We start from the raw sequence: 14618 nt of genomic DNA on the forward strand, positions 1-14618 counted from the left end.
TTATTCATCGTATACCAAAGTCACGCGATCGTCGCCCAGGAGGTGGCGCAGGCTCAACAGCAGTTCGTCGTCCGGCTGTACCTGCCAGTCCTCACCCAGGCGGATCAGCGTGCTCGCATCCGGGCTGTAATAGGCCAGATTAACCGGGCAGCCGTTGCCGCGATAGGGCCGCAGCACTTCCTCCAGATGATCCAGGAAGCCGTTGGCGCACTGGGGGCGGTCCACCGCAAGGCGGATGCCGTGGCTGTACTGGCGGCGGGCGGCATTGATGTCCATCACACCGTCCGCGGTCATCTTGAGCGATCCGCTGTAGTCATCGTAGCTGATCCGCCCTTCCAGGATCAGCACATTGTCCGCCTGCAGAAGATCCTTGTACTCCATGAAGGCGTCCGTGAACAGGGTCGCCTCGATGCGGGCGCTGCGATCGTCCAGGGTGACGAACGCCATGGGCTGGCCACGGCGGTTCTTCATGGTGCGCACCGCCACCACCAGGCCGGCAATCCGCTGGGTGCCTTTGCCCTGCTGCAGGTTGGCGATGGGCGTGGGCACGAAATGGCGGACCTCGCTCTCATAGGCATCGAAGGGATGCCCCGTCAGGTAGAGCCCCAGGGTTTCCTTCTCCGCCTGGAGGCGCTGCTTGTCGCTCCACTCGCGCAGGTGGGCCACATCCGCGAAGGGATTCTCATCCCCGGTGGAGACCAGATCCTCACCGAACAGGTCGCCCATGCCGGCATTGGCATTGCGGCTGAGCTGGCCGGCCTGCTGGATGGCCTTGTCGATACTGGCCATCATCTTCGCCCGGCTCGGGCCCAGGTTATCCAGGGCGCCGGCGCGGATGAGTGCCTCGATGGCGCGCTTGTTGACCTTGCGCATCTCAACGCGCGCGCAGAAATCGAACATGTCACGGAAGGCGCCGTCTTCCTGGCGCGCCGCCGTGATGCTTTCAATGGGCCCTTCACCCAGGCCCTTGATCGCGCCGAGGCCGTAGACCACCTGGCCATCATCATTGACGGTGAAGCTGAACTCACTGGTGTTCACATCCGGCAGCACCAGGTCCAGCCCCATGCGGCGGCATTCCTCGACCAGCGTGACCACCTTGTCGGTGTTCTGCATGTCCGCGGTCAGCACCGCCGCCATGAACTCCGCCGGGTAATGGGCCTTGAGCCACAGGGTCTGGTAGGAGACCAGCGCGTAGGCCGCCGAGTGCGACTTGTTGAAGCCGTAGCCGGCGAATTTCTCCACCAGATCGAAGATGTTGTCCGCCAGTTCCTTGCTGATGCCGTTGTTTTCGCAGCCCTCGAGAAACGCCTTCTTCTGCTTTTCCATCTCGGAGGCTTTCTTCTTGCCCATGGCGCGACGCAGCAGGTCCGCCTGGCCGAGGGAGAAGCCCGCCATGACCTGGGCGATCTGCATCACCTGCTCCTGGTAGAGGATGATGCCATGGGTGGGCTTGAGCACCGGCTTGAGGCCGTCGTACTGGAAATCCGGGTGTGGGTAGGCCTCCGGCTGGCGGCCGTGCTTACGGTCGATGAAGTCGTCCACCATGCCGGACTGCAGCGGGCCGGGGCGGAACAGTGCCACCAGCGCGATCATGTCCTCGAGGCTGGCGGGCTCAAGACGCCGGATCAGGTCCTTCATGCCGCGTGATTCCAGCTGGAAGACCGCCGTGGTCTCGGCCTTCTTGAGCAGCTCAAAGGAGGGCTGATCGTCCAGTGGAATCTCGTCGATGTCGATATCCGCCTCGCCGCGCTCGCGCCGGCGACGGTTCACCATGGCCAGGGCCCAGTCGATGATGGTCAGGGTCCGCAGGCCGAGGAAGTCGAACTTGACCAGTCCGGCCTCCTCCACGTCGTTCTTGTCGAACTGGGTGACGACACTGCCGCCGTCTTCTTCACAGTACAGCGGGGCGAAGTCCGTGAGCTTGGTGGGCGCGATCACCACACCGCCGGCGTGCTTGCCGGCGTTACGGCAGATGCCCTCGAGCTTCTTCGCCATCTCCCAGATTTCCTGGGCTTCCTCGTCCTGCTCCAGGAACTCACGCAGCGGCTCTTCTTCCTCATGGGCCCGTTCCAGGGTCATTCCCGGGTCAAACGGGATGAGCTTGGACATGCGGTCCGCGAGGCCGTAGGACTTGCCCTGGACCCGTGCCACGTCCCGCACCACGGCCTTGGCCGCCATGGTGCCGAAGGTGATGATCTGGGAGACGGCGTTCTTGCCGTAGCGCTCGGACACGTAGTGGATGACCCGGTCGCGGCCTTCCATGCAGAAGTCCACGTCGAAGTCCGGCATGGACACACGCTCCGGATTGAGGAAGCGCTCAAACAGCAGGTCGTACTGCATCGGGTCGATGTTGGTGATCAGCAGCGCGTAGGCCACCAGCGAGCCCGCGCCGGAACCCCGCCCGGGCCCCACGGGCACGCCGTTGTCCTTGGCCCACTGGATGAAGTCCATCACGATCAGGAAGTAGCCCGGGAACCCCATCTGGTTGACGATATTGAGCTCGAAGTCCAGGCGCTCATAGTAGCGCGCCCGCTTCTCCTCATAGTTGGGGTCCGTGCGGTCCAGGATGCGCTCAAGGCGCTTCTCAAGCCCCTCTTCCGAGACCTTGCGGAAGTACTCATCCATGGTCATCCCTTCCGGGATGGGGTACTGGGGCAGCGAGATCTCGCCCAGCTTGACCGGGACCGTGCACCGGCGCGCGATCTCGATGGTATTGTCGATCGCCTCCGGGATGTCCTCGAAGAGCTCGATCATCTCCTCCTGGGAACGGAGGTACTGCTGGTCGCTGAAGCGCCGCTCACGCCGGGGGTCATCCAGGGTCTTGCTCTCGCCGATACAGACCCGGGCCTCATGGGCCTCAAAGTCATCAGCCTCCAGGAAGTGGACATCGTTGGTGGCCACCACCGGCAGTTCCAGCGTCTGGGCCAGAGCCACCTGCCCGTGCACACAGTCCTCGTCATAGGGGCGGCCGGTGCGCTGGAGCTCAAAATAGAAGGCGCCGGGGAACAGGGCGGCCCAGTAGCGGGCCCTTTCCTCGGCCAGCTCCTGCTTGCCGGCCAGTATGGCCCGGCCGATGTCCCCGTCGCGGGCGCCGGAGAGCATGAGCAGGCCCTCCGCACGCTGCTCGATCCACTCCCGCTCCACCACCGGCACCCCGGTCGCCAGGCCATCGGTATAGCCCAGGGAGATGATCTCGGTCAGGTTGCCGAAGCCGGTCTGGTTGCGTGCCAGCAGGGTAATGCGGAAGGGCTTGTGCGGGTCCTCGGGATTACGCAGCCAGATGTCCGCGCCAATGATCGGCTTGATGCCGGCGCTGGTGGTGCCCTCGTAGAACTTCACCAGCGAGCACATGTTGGACTGTTCGGTCAGCCCGATGGCGGGCATGCCCATTTCCGCCGCGCGCTCGATCAGTGGCTTGATCCGGATCAGGCCATCGACCAGCGAATACTCCGAATGGATACGAAGATGAACGAATGCGCGCGACACAGGGCTACTCCATGACCTCGACCAGTTCCTCCTCGGTCTGCTCCCCGAAGCGGGCCTCGACCACGTCCCCTTCCGGGTTGATCACAAAGGTAGCAGGAAGGGAAACCGGGTGCTCCCAGCCGTAATGTGCCTGGGGATCATCGGTGACGACGGTGAACTCGATGCCCATGTCCTCCATGAGGGTGCGAAGAGGCTGACCTTCCACCTGATCGAAGTTCACGCCCAGAACCCGGACCCCGCCGCGCTGATCCAGCGCGTTCAGTTCCGGGATCTCTTCATAGCAGGGTTTGCACCATTCAGCCCAATAGTTGACGAAGACCCACTGGCCCTCCAGCTCGCTGGTTCTGACCACGTCACCTTTGGCGGCGGCAAAATCGGCGCTGCCGCCCAGGCCGTCGGGCATACCGTCACAGCCCGCCAGCGCGAGCATCAGCACGACAACCGTCGCGCGCATGAGATGAATCACCGCCAACCTCCTGATAGAGTAACGGGCAAAGCCGGATCGAACATTGTAACGGCAAAACCGGCCTCCGTAATCCATACCCGCTGAAGTGAATCGCCCGTAATGACCGAGACCGCACGCCGCCACACCGATCTGCCACTGGCCCACTGGATCGGGCTGGCAAGCTTCTTCGCCCTCATGGCCATTCTCGCGCTGACCACTTTCTGGCCGGCCCCGGTGGAAGGCGCTTCCAAAGCCGCCATCCTGGCCATCAAACTCGTGCCTCTGGTCATTTTTGTACCCGGGCTCCTGCGGGGCCGGAACATCACCTACATCTGGGCCTGTTTCATGATGATGATCTACTTCGCGCCCCTGTCGGTCAGCTCCTACCTGTACGGCTGGCCCCTGACGAGCGTTATTCCGCTGATCCTGACGCTGGTCTTTTTCGTGGCGGCCATGTTCAAGCTGCGCCAGGACCCGCGCAATCCCGGCATCACCACGGGCTGATCATCCATGGCGAGAGCATCCTACCCCGAGCGTGACCAGCCACTGAGCCTGCCCCAGGTCTGCGATGCCCTGGTCAGGGATGGGCGTATTTCCGAGGAGGAAGCGCGCGAGGTGCGCAACGCCAACCTGGGCTCGGATGCCCAGAGGCACCCGCTGGAGATGATTGCGGACGCGCAGCTCCAGGATGCCAATACCGGCCGGCTCCTGGACCTGGATACCCTCACACAGTGGCTGGCCCACTGGTCCGGGCTGGAATACGTGCACATCGACCCGCTCAAGGTGGATGTGCCATCGGTGGCGGACGTGATGTCGTACGCCTATGCCCAGCGCAACGGCATCCTGGCCGTGAAAGTCACCCGCGATGAGGTCCAGGTGGCGACCGCCCAGCCGTTCCAGAGGGAGTGGATCAGCAACCTGGAACACATCACCCGGCGGACGGTGACGCCCGTCGTGTCCAACCCGGCGTCCATCCGCCGCTTCACCGTGGAGTTCTACCAGCTCGCCAACTCCGTCAGCAAAGCGGGTGGCGAGGATGCCAGCAAACACGTCCAGAGCTTTGAGCAGCTGCTCGACCTGGGCGAAGGCAAGGCGGACGCCAATGACCAGCACGTGGTCAGCATCGTGGACTGGCTGCTGCACTATGCCTTTGAGCAGCGCGCCAGCGATATCCACATCGAACCCCGCCGGGAAATGTCCCAGGTGCGGTTCCGGATCGACGGCGTCCTGCACACCGTCTACGAATTCCCGATCAACGTGGGCATTGCCGTGCTCAGCCGGCTCAAGATCCTGGGCCGGCTGAACGTGGCCGAAAAGCGTCGCCCCCAGGACGGTCGCATCAAGACACGCAAGCCGGATGAGAGCGAAGTGGAGCTGCGCATCGCGACCATGCCCACTGCGTTCGGGGAAAAGATGGTGCTGCGGATCTTCGACCCGGAGGTGCTGCTCAAGCCCTTCGAGCAGATGGGCTTCTCCCGCGACGACCGCGAGCGCTGGCAGCGCATCACCGAGAACCCGTACGGCATCATCCTGGTCACCGGCCCCACGGGCTCCGGCAAGACCACCACACTCTACTCCACGCTGCGGCAGATGGCATCGGACGACGTGAACATCTGCACCATCGAGGACCCCATCGAGATGGTGGAGCCGGCATTCAACCAGATGCAGGTGCAGCACGGCATCGATCTGACCTTCGCCCATGGCGTGCGTGCGCTGCTGCGACAGGACCCGGACATCATCATGATCGGCGAGATCCGCGACCAGGAGACTGCGGACATGGCGGTTCAGGCCGCGCTGACCGGCCACCTGGTGCTCTCCACCCTGCATACCAACGATGCCCCCAGTGCCCTGACCCGGCTGCTCGAACTGGGACTGCCGAGCTACCTGATCCGGGCCACGGTCATCGGGGTCATGGCCCAGCGCCTGGTAAGGACCCTGTGCACCGGGTGTAAAACGGAAGGCAGCATCGACCCGGAAGCCTGGCGAACCCTTACCCGACCCTGGAAAGCCCCCACGCCGGAACACCCCTGCGAACCGGTCGGCTGCCTGCAGTGCCGCAACACCGGGTACCTGGGCCGGTCGGGGGTCTACGAAATCATGCCCGTGGAAGGTGCGGTTGAGGAACTGATCACGCCTGAATGCGACGTGAACCAGCTGCGCCGGGAAGCCTATAAGCAGGGCATGATGTCACTGCGCCTGTCCGGCGCCCAGAAAGTCGCTGCCGGGCTGACCACCATCGAGGAAGTCATGCGGGTCACCCCGGAAAGCCAGCGGTAGGCGCGGTCACGGCCGCGCCTGCATCAGGCGGTCAGCCGAACAGCTTCACTGCCTGCTCCGCCACATGCTTACCCTGGAACCGGGCGATGGCCTTTTCGCGCTCGTCCGCCTGCCGGGAGCCGTCACCGCCTGCCAGCATGGTAGCGCCGTAGGGAGTGCCGCCTCCGGGCTGGGAGATGTCGAACAGCTCACCGGTACCGTAGCCGATCGGCACGATGGTCATGCCGTGATGCGCCAGGGTCACCCAGAAGGTCGTCAGCGTCTGTTCCTGGCCACCTCCGGTGCCGGTGGAGCCGAATACGCTGGCAAGCTTGCCGAACAGCGCGCCCTTGGCCCAGAGCCCGCCGGTCTGGTCCATGAAGGTCCGCATCTGGCCGGCCATGTTGCCGAACCGGGTGGGGGTGCCGAACAGAATGGCGTCATAATCCGCCAGCTCATTGGGCGTTGCCACCGGCGCCTTCTGGTCAGCCTTGCCGCCGGCATTGGCAAAGGCATCGGAGTCCATCGTCTCCGGAACCCGTTTGACCGTCACCTCGGCCCCATCAACGCTGCCGGCGCCCTCGGCCACGGTGTTTGCAAAGTCTTCCATGTGCCCGTACATCGAATAGTAAAGCACCAGTACTTTCGCCATTGTCCATCTCCTGTGGTGTTGCATGTGATCGGTTAGTGCTGCTCACACTAGCGCCCTGCCCGCCCCGATCAAAGCGGAACATTTCGAGCACCCTGTTCAAAATGACTGATGCCCCGATGCGGACTCCTGTCCGCACAGTAACGGGGATTTCTCAAGTATCGCCATGTGCAGCCGTTAACTGTTGTCACAGCGATATAAACAGGCGGACTCTTGATGATCCCGCCGCTATCATCTGCCGTAGTCGTTATGACCAGTCCTTAAAGAGGAAATGCCTGGATGAGTGAAGATTCCAGTAATGTCGTGGTCCTTGGTGCCCAGGTGGACATCTCCATGGCGGGCATGCTGTATCAGCAGCTCTCCAGTGCCCTGGATGCGGACGGCACTGCGATTCTGGATGGTACCGATACCGAAAGGGTCGATACCGCGGGCGTCCAGCTTCTGCTGGCATTCCGGCGACAGGCCGAAATGCAGGGGCGTGACTGGGAATGGCGTAACCGCCCGCAGTGCCTTGCCGAAGCGGAATCCCTTCTTGGCACCGAAACTGCGTGACTATTCAGAAACGCCGGAAAGCGGCAAGGAGTTGACGATGGCAAACATTCTCGCGGTGGATGATTCCGCCTCGATGCGACAGATGGTTTCCCACACGCTCAAGCAGAACGGCCATACGGTGGTGGATGCCCCCGACGGCAAGGCCGCGCTGGACAAGGCAAAGCAGCAGAAGTTCGACGCGGTCATTACCGACGTGAACATGCCGAACATGGATGGCATCACGCTGATCAAGGAGCTGCGCAAACTGCCCAACTACAAGTTCACGCCGCTTCTATTGCTGACCACCGAGTCGGCTCCGGAAAAGAAACAGGAAGGCAAGGCCGCTGGCGCAACCGGCTGGCTGGTCAAACCCTTTGATCCGGAAAAACTGATGGGCGCCGTCCGCAAGGTTGTGCGGTAAGCACCGAATTCACCGGAATCACAGGCCGGAGTGGCTATGAGCATCGACATGAACCAGTTCCTGCAGACCTTCTTCGAAGAAAGCTTCGAGGGACTGGACGACATGGAAAACGGCCTGCTCAACATGACGGCCGGCGAGCCGGACGTCGAACAGCTCAATGACATCTTCCGCGCGGCCCACTCAATCAAGGGAGGTGCGGGGACCTTCGGCCTGAACTCAGTCACCGATCTGACCCACAAGCTCGAAACCCTGCTGGACCGCCTGCGGGAAGGTGAAAGCGAGGTGACCACCGACGGGATCAACCTGCTTCTGGAGTCCGTGGACTGCCTGCGCTCCCTGCTCCAGGCGGAGCGTGATGGCACTGAAGCGGATCCCCAGCAGGCGGCCGACATCACCACCCGGCTGGCGGCAATGGTCGACGGCGGCGACGGCGACAGCAGCAGCAACGGTAAGGACGGTGATGATGCTGGCAGCACCGCCGCGGCCGACGATGGCTCCGGCCCGGGGGGCGGCTGGCGGATCGGTTTTACGCCTGAACCGCACCTGTTCATGACCGGCAACGACCCGCTGCGGCTGCTGGAGGAACTGAGCGAACTCGGTGAGATCCAGGTGAGCTGCGACAGCAGCAGCCTCCCCGCCCTGCCCGATCTTGACCCGGAACAGTGTGTGCTCAGCTGGACCATTGACCTGTATGGGGATGTCGAGCGGCAAGCCATTGAAGAGGTCTTTGAGTGGGTCGAGGATGACTGCTCCCTGACCATTGCCCCGCTGGAGCTGGCGGCCGGGGATACCACCACGGCCCCGGAAACAGCCTCGGACCCCCAGGCAGCCAGCGCCGGAGAGCCGGCGGGCGACGACACGCCACAGAAGCCGGCCCAGCAGAGCAGCGGCGGCAATGCCAGCACCAGCAGCTCCATCCGGGTGGACACGGGCAAGATCGACAACCTCATCGATATGGTCGGTGAACTGGTCATCACCCAGTCCATGCTCAATGAGCTGGGCGAGAACTTCACCATGGACAAGCTGGAGAAGCTGCAGGACGGCCTGGCGCAGCTTGAGCGCAACACCCGCGAGCTGCAGGAAAACGTCATGCGCATCCGCATGGTGCCGATCAGCTTCGCCTACTCGCGCCTGCCGCGCATGGTCCATGACCTGATGCGCCAGCTGGGCAAGAAGGTGGACCTGCAGCTTAATGGTGAGGAGACCGAGCTGGACAAGACGGTGATGGAGAAGATCATCGACCCGCTTGTTCACCTGGTCCGCAACGCCATGGACCACGGCATCGAGGCGCCGGAAAAGCGGGCCGAACTGGGTAAACAGGAGACCGGTACCCTGGAGATGAACGCCTACCACAAGGGCGGCTACATCGTCATCGAGATCAACGATGACGGTGCCGGCATCAGCCGTGACCGGCTGCTCGGCAAGGCGCGCGAGGCCAGCCTGGTGGACAACGGCGAGGAACTCTCCGACGAACAGGTGTTTGACTTCATATTCCACCCCGGCCTGTCCACCCATGATGAGGCCACCGACGTCTCCGGCCGTGGCGTGGGCATGGACGTGGTCAAGCGCAACATCAAGGCGCTGGGCGGCAACATCACCGTCAATTCAACCCCCGGCAGGGGCACGCGCTTCGCCATCCATCTGCCGCTGACCCTCTCCATTCTGGACGGGCAGCTGTTCCGGGTGGGCGACCAGGTCTATGTGGTACCGCTGATCTCAATCATGGAATCGCTGCAGATGCAGGGCGGCAAGATCAAGCGCATGGCCGGCACCTCCGAGCTCTACGAATGGCGGGACGACTATATCCCGATCATCCGCCTGCGCGAGCTGTTCAACGAGACTGGTGGGGGTGCTCTCGAGAACGAGCTGATGGTGGTGGTGGAAGAAGACGACCGCTACGTCGGGCTGCACGTGGACGAGCTCCTCGGCCAGCAGCAGGTCGTGATCAAGAGCCTCAAGAGTAATTACCGGCCGGTGACCGGCTTTGCCGGGGCAACCATCCTGGGCAATGGCACCGTGGCGCTGATCCTCGACATTGCCGGGCTCCTTGAGCTGGCCCAGGCACGCGACGAAGTGCTCACGAAGGGAGCCAATAACTGATGAGCGAATCCGCAAGCGACAAGACCAACAGCGTCGCCACCACCCAGCAGGATGCCGCACTCCAGGGCACCGTGGGCGACGGCGACCAATATCTCACCTTCACGCTGGGGGATGAGGAATACGGTGTGGACATCCTCAGGGTCCAGGAAATCCGGGCCTGGGATACCGCCACCCCCATTCCCAACACCCCGCCCTACGTGAAGGGGGTCATCAACATGCGAGGCACCATCGTCCCGGTGGTGGATCTGCGCGAGCGTTTCGGCATGGAAACGCTGGAATACACCCAGTTCACCGTGGTGGTGCTGGTCAAGGTCATCCACGGCGACCGGGAGCGGATCATGGGCCTGATCGTGGATGCACTTTCCGAGGTCTATGGCATCAACGAAGACCAGCTCCGGCCACCGCCCGAGTTCGGCACCGTGATCCGGACGGACTTCATCCGCGGCCTGGCCACCATGGAGGACAAGATGGTGATCGTACTGGACGTGGACAGCCTGCTCGGCGAGGACGCCGGGGTGGGCGGGGACGGCGACTGACCCATGCGTGCTGTCGCGGTCCTGAACCAGAAAGGTGGTGTCGGCAAGACGACCACCAGCGTTCACCTCGCCCATGGCATGGCACGGCTGGGTGAACGGGTTCTGGGCATCGACATGGACCCGCAGGGGCACATGGGCACCAGCCTGGGCGCGGACAACCGCCTGCCCGGGCTCGACCGGGTGCTCCTGAACGAGGAGCGCCTGGTGGATCACCGCCAGAACGTTCGCGAACACCTGGATCTGATCTGTGCCGGCCCCGGACTGCGCAGCTTCGAGACCCTGGACGAGGGTGGCCCGGAGCGCGGCTGGTGGCTGAACGAGGCGCTGTACGAACTGGAAACGGAGAGCGCCAGCGAGGCGCCGGAATGGGTGGTCATGGACTGCCCGCCGTCGTCCGGGCTTCTGGCCATGAACGCCCTGCTCGCCGCCGATGACCTGGTGATACCGGTGTCCTGCGATTTCCTGTCATTACAGGGGCTGTCCACGCTGATGCAGACGCTGGCAAAGGTAGAGGAACGGATGCAGGGAGCCAGCCGCAAGTGGCTTGTCCTGACCCGCTTCCAGACCCGGCGGCGACTGTCGCGCGAGGTGCAGGAAACCCTGGTGAACCACTTCCCGGGGCAGCTGCTGCAGACACCGATCCGGGAGAACGTGGCCCTGGCGGAAGCGCCAGGGTTCGGCAGAACGGTTTTTGAATACCAGGCCACCAGTAACGGCGCCGCCGACTACGCGGCCCTGGTGGAGGATCTTAGATTGGGGAGAGTGCGCTGATGGCCGAGAACAACCGCAGTAACCGCAACGGCGGCTCCGGGCGCCGTGGCGGAGGCCGGCGGCAGAAACTGGGCAATGATCCGCTGGCATGGATGGAAGACAGCGACGGAACACCCCCGGAGCCGGAACCTGAACCGGCCACCGGACCCAGAGACGAACAGAAGACACAACAGACCGAGTCACGGGAGAGCAAGACCATGGCCAGCACCAACCAGAGTAACCAGGTCACCATTGACCCGGCGGAATACGAGGCCCTCCAGCGCACGAAGCTGGCCCTGCATACCGCGACCACGGCAATGATGACAACGGACCCAGAGGGCCGTATCGACTACCTCAATGAACGCATGCAGGACCTGCTGCGCGATTACGAGCGCGACCTCGCTGAAGAGAACCGGGGCTTTCGTGCCAAGGGACTGGAGGGCGAGGATCTGGTGGATACCTTTCCCCAGCTGCGCACCATTGCCCGCCAGATGAGCAAGGTCCGCAACGACGCCATCCACGAAACCGTGGACATTGGCCGGCTGCGCTTCGCCATCGCCATCACCGGCGAGGAGAACGAACAGGGCGACTTCCTTGGCAACACCATTGAATGGTTCGATCGCACCGAGGAGCGCGAGCGCGAGGAGAACGAGGAACAGGTCCGCTCGGAACTCAAGGACATGATCAACCAGGTCCGTGAAGGCCGGCTGGACGAGCGGGTCGACACCGACGCCATGACCGAGGGGTTCATCAAGGACCTGAGCGCGGACGTGAACAAAGTGGTGGACGCTGCCCAGCGCCCTACCCAGGAAGTGATCCGCGTCATGAAGAACCTGGCGGACGGCAACCTGCACGACAAGATGCAGGGTGAGTTCGAGGGCGACTTCGGCCGGCTCCAGGAAGCGGTGAACGAAACCGTGGATGTGCTCCGCAACACGGTTGAACAGATCACCGATGCCACCGGCAACATCGACTCCGCGGCCAAGGAGATCGCCCAGGGCAACCAGGACCTCTCCCAGCGCACCGAGGAACAGGCCAGTTCCCTGGAGGAGACCGCCTCATCGATGGAGGAAATCACCTCCACCGTGAAGCAGAACGCGGACAACGCCCAGGAGTCCAACCAGCTCGCCACGGCGGCCCGCGAGAAAGCCGAGCGCGGCGGCGAAATCGCCCGTCAGGTGGTGGATGCCATGGGCGAGATCAAGAGTTCGTCCAGCGAGATCAACGACATCATCACGGTGATCGACGAAATCGCCTTCCAGACCAACCTGCTGGCCCTGAACGCGGCCGTCGAAGCGGCGCGTGCCGGCGAGCACGGGCGCGGTTTTGGCGTGGTGGCCGCCGAGGTCCGCAACCTGGCCCAGCGCAGCGCCTCCGCCGCCAAGGACATCAAGAAGCTGATCAAGGACTCCAGCGAGAAGGTCGAGCACGGCACCAAGCTGGTGGACGAATCCACCGAGACCCTTAACGAGATCATCAACTCGGTCCAGACCGTGACCGACAAGATCGCCGAGATCGCGGCGGCCAGCAACCAGCAGTCCTCCGGCATCGACGAGATCAACAAGGCCGTTTCCCAGCTGGATGAGGTCACCCAGCAGAACGCGGCCCTGGTCGAGGAAGCAGCGGCGGCCTCCGAGTCCCTGGATGAACAGACCACGTCACTGGTGGATCTGATGAGCTTCTTCGGTGACAGCGGCGCAGGCAGCCAGAAGGCGGCCAGCGGGAACCGTTCCGGCGGCGGACAGCGCCAGAACAGCGGTACGGGAAGCCGCAGCCAGGCTCAGCGTTCCACATTGGCCCAGCGCGGCAATAATGGTTCAGGCACGGGGGCCCGGTCCGCCCAGGGCAGTGCGACTGGCGGGGCCAACACCGGCGCGGCGGCCCGGGACACTGGACAGCAGGCAGAAGACGGCAATGATGACAGTGAATGGGAAGAATTCTGAGCGGGAGTAGGCAGTAGTGTCCCGGGAGCGGGAATTCCAGTTCACCCGTGGGGACTTTGAGTGGATCCGCGAGAAGGTGACCGGCGAAACCGGCATCCAGCTCAATCCCTCCAAGGACCAGATGGTGTATTCCCGGCTCGCCCGCCGCCTGAGAGCGCTGGGCCTGCCGGATTTCGCCTCCTACAGGAAGCTGCTGGAACGGGACAATGGCGAAGAAATGGGCCAGTTCGTCAACGCCCTGACCACCAACCTCACGGCCTTCTTCCGGGAATCCCACCACTTCGATCATCTGGCAGAGATCCTGCAGGAGTGGGCCGGCGAGCCCATCAACATCTGGTCCGCAGGCTGTTCCACCGGCGAGGAAGCCTACTCCATCGCCATGACAGTGCTGGAAAATCTCAGCGCACAGGATGCCGAAAGGGTGACCATCACTGCCACTGACCTGGACAGCAGCGTGGTGGAACACGGCCGCCGGGGCATCTACGACGAGGGGCGCCTTTCCGGCGTACCGGCGCTGCTGAAGAAGCGCTACTTCCTAAGGGGAACCGGTCGCAATGCCGGCAAGGCGAAGGTGAAGGAACCGCTCAGGCGCATGGTCACCTTCGACACCCAGAACCTGCTCCACGACTGGCCCTTCAGCGAACGCTTCCGGATCGTGTTCTGCCGCAATACGGTCATCTATTTCAACAAGGAACTGCAGGCGCAACTGTTCGAGCGGCTGCATCGCTACACCGCGCCCGGTGCCTGGCTCTACATCGGCCACTCCGAATCCCTGTGGAAGGTCACTGAACGCTTTGTCTCCCATGGCCGTACCATCTACGAACGAGTGGACTGACCATGGCGGAAGCAGCGATCACAACCCAATCACAACAGCCCCGCGCCCTACCCGGTTTCGAACGGATCCGGCGCTACTGGGACCCGGCAAACCGCGTCTGGGCGGCCAAGCTGCTGCCCGGCGAGTTCTATGTAAACCGGGGCGAAGAGATGATCGTCACCACCCTGGGCTCCTGTGTCGCGGCCTGCATCCGGGATCCGAAGCGCGGCGTGGGCGGCATGAACCACTTCATGCTGCCCACCCGGGGCGGTGACCCTGAAAGCTGGGTGGACGACCCGGTCAACCTGGCCACCCGCTACGGCAACAACGCCATGGAACAGCTGATCAACCGCATCCTGAAACTCGGCGCGCGCCGCCAGGACCTCGAGGTCAAGCTTTTCGGTGGGGGCCGTGTCCTGAAGGGTGTGACTACGGACATCGGGCGGCGCAATATCGAGTTCGCCATGGAATACTGCGCGACCGAGTCCCTGAGACTGATCAGCCGGGACCTGGGAGGCGCCTACCCACGCAAGGTACAGTTCTTCCCGGATACCGGGCGCGCCTTCAGCAAGAAACTCTACCGCACCCGCAACCAGACACTCATCGAACGCGAGGAGCACTACCTCCACGAACTGGAGGAAGAACCGGTGTCCGGCGGCGATGTGGATCTTTTCGAATAACCGATGA

The 14618-nt window shown here is 63.3% G+C and carries 13 protein-coding genes; 10 read left to right on the plus strand and 3 right to left on the minus strand.

Annotation, left to right across the window (positions count from 1 at the left end):
- Positions 1-3486: a DNA polymerase III subunit alpha gene (gene dnaE, locus CK501_RS11685; protein ID WP_095617925.1), complete on the minus strand. Its 3486-nt coding sequence runs from the start codon at positions 3484-3486 to the stop codon at positions 1-3.
- A gap of 4 nt (positions 3487-3490) precedes the next feature.
- Complete coding sequence (locus CK501_RS11690) at positions 3491-3940, minus strand: TlpA family protein disulfide reductase (protein WP_095618035.1); 450 nt, start codon at positions 3938-3940, stop codon at positions 3491-3493.
- A 111-nt stretch (positions 3941-4051) separates the two neighbouring features.
- Here CK501_RS11690 and CK501_RS11695 point away from each other — a divergent pair, with 111 nt between their 5' ends.
- Both CK501_RS11695 and CK501_RS11700 read left to right on the plus strand, forming a co-directional pair.
- Entirely contained in the window at positions 4052-4435 is a 384-nt protein-coding gene (locus tag CK501_RS11695) for a DUF2069 domain-containing protein (RefSeq protein WP_095617926.1), read from the plus strand.
- Positions 4436-4441: 6 nt separating this feature from the next.
- Positions 4442-6208, plus strand: coding sequence for a GspE/PulE family protein (locus CK501_RS11700; protein WP_095617927.1), 1767 nt, complete (start codon positions 4442-4444; stop codon positions 6206-6208).
- 31 nt (positions 6209-6239) lie between these two features.
- Here the strand turns inward: CK501_RS11700 and wrbA are convergent, their stop codons facing one another.
- Complete coding sequence (gene wrbA, locus CK501_RS11705) at positions 6240-6839, minus strand: NAD(P)H:quinone oxidoreductase (protein ID WP_095617928.1); 600 nt, start codon at positions 6837-6839, stop codon at positions 6240-6242.
- 276 nt (positions 6840-7115) lie between these two features.
- Between wrbA and CK501_RS11710 the strand changes: the two genes are divergently transcribed.
- Genes CK501_RS11710 through cheD form a run of 8 tightly spaced genes read left to right on the plus strand, consistent with a single transcriptional unit; the run spans position 7116 to position 14611 of the window.
- Positions 7116-7388, plus strand: a complete 273-nt coding sequence (locus CK501_RS11710; RefSeq protein WP_095617929.1) for an STAS domain-containing protein — start codon at positions 7116-7118, stop codon at positions 7386-7388.
- 37 nt (positions 7389-7425) lie between these two features.
- Positions 7426-7788, plus strand: coding sequence for a response regulator (locus CK501_RS11715; RefSeq protein ID WP_095617930.1), 363 nt, complete (start codon positions 7426-7428; stop codon positions 7786-7788).
- A gap of 36 nt (positions 7789-7824) precedes the next feature.
- Complete coding sequence (locus CK501_RS11720) at positions 7825-9888, plus strand: chemotaxis protein CheA (RefSeq protein WP_095617931.1); 2064 nt, start codon at positions 7825-7827, stop codon at positions 9886-9888.
- Positions 9888-10424 carry a chemotaxis protein CheW gene (locus CK501_RS11725; protein WP_095617932.1) on the plus strand — a complete coding sequence of 179 codons (537 nt, stop codon included), beginning with the start codon at positions 9888-9890 and terminating at the stop codon, positions 10422-10424. The genes CK501_RS11720 and CK501_RS11725 overlap by 1 nt, the downstream gene beginning before the upstream one ends.
- A gap of 3 nt (positions 10425-10427) precedes the next feature.
- Positions 10428-11195: a ParA family protein gene (locus tag CK501_RS11730; RefSeq protein ID WP_095617933.1), complete on the plus strand. Its 768-nt coding sequence runs from the start codon at positions 10428-10430 to the stop codon at positions 11193-11195.
- Entirely contained in the window at positions 11195-13117 is a 1923-nt protein-coding gene (locus CK501_RS11735; RefSeq protein ID WP_095617934.1) for a methyl-accepting chemotaxis protein, read from the plus strand. The genes CK501_RS11730 and CK501_RS11735 overlap by 1 nt, the downstream gene beginning before the upstream one ends.
- 16 nt (positions 13118-13133) lie before the next feature.
- Positions 13134-13952: a CheR family methyltransferase gene (locus CK501_RS11740; protein ID WP_095617935.1), complete on the plus strand. Its 819-nt coding sequence runs from the start codon at positions 13134-13136 to the stop codon at positions 13950-13952.
- 2 nt (positions 13953-13954) lie between these two features.
- Entirely contained in the window at positions 13955-14611 is a 657-nt protein-coding gene (gene cheD / locus CK501_RS11745) for a chemoreceptor glutamine deamidase CheD (protein ID WP_095617936.1), read from the plus strand.
- Positions 14612-14618 lie beyond the last annotated feature (7 nt).

The organism is Halovibrio salipaludis (assembly GCF_002286965.1).
Lineage (GTDB): Bacteria > Pseudomonadota > Gammaproteobacteria > Pseudomonadales > Oleiphilaceae > Halospina > Halospina salipaludis.

Excerpts from the sequence above, each read along its gene's own strand:
- CK501_RS11690 (WP_095618035.1), bottom strand. The coding sequence starts at position 3,940 with ATGCGCGCGACGGTTGTCGTGCTGATGCTCGCGCTGGCGGGCTGTGAC.
- CK501_RS11695 (WP_095617926.1), top strand. The coding sequence starts at position 4,052 with ATGACCGAGACCGCACGCCGCCACACCGATCTGCCACTGGCCCACTGG.
- CK501_RS11700 (WP_095617927.1), top strand. The coding sequence starts at position 4,442 with ATGGCGAGAGCATCCTACCCCGAGCGTGACCAGCCACTGAGCCTGCCC.
- wrbA (WP_095617928.1), bottom strand. The coding sequence starts at position 6,839 with ATGGCGAAAGTACTGGTGCTTTACTATTCGATGTACGGGCACATGGAA.
- CK501_RS11710 (WP_095617929.1), top strand. The coding sequence starts at position 7,116 with ATGAGTGAAGATTCCAGTAATGTCGTGGTCCTTGGTGCCCAGGTGGAC.
- CK501_RS11715 (WP_095617930.1), top strand. The coding sequence starts at position 7,426 with ATGGCAAACATTCTCGCGGTGGATGATTCCGCCTCGATGCGACAGATG.
- CK501_RS11720 (WP_095617931.1), top strand. The coding sequence starts at position 7,825 with ATGAGCATCGACATGAACCAGTTCCTGCAGACCTTCTTCGAAGAAAGC.
- CK501_RS11725 (WP_095617932.1), top strand. The coding sequence starts at position 9,888 with ATGAGCGAATCCGCAAGCGACAAGACCAACAGCGTCGCCACCACCCAG.
- CK501_RS11730 (WP_095617933.1), top strand. The coding sequence starts at position 10,428 with ATGCGTGCTGTCGCGGTCCTGAACCAGAAAGGTGGTGTCGGCAAGACG.
- CK501_RS11735 (WP_095617934.1), top strand. The coding sequence starts at position 11,195 with ATGGCCGAGAACAACCGCAGTAACCGCAACGGCGGCTCCGGGCGCCGT.
- cheD (WP_095617936.1), top strand. The coding sequence starts at position 13,955 with ATGGCGGAAGCAGCGATCACAACCCAATCACAACAGCCCCGCGCCCTA.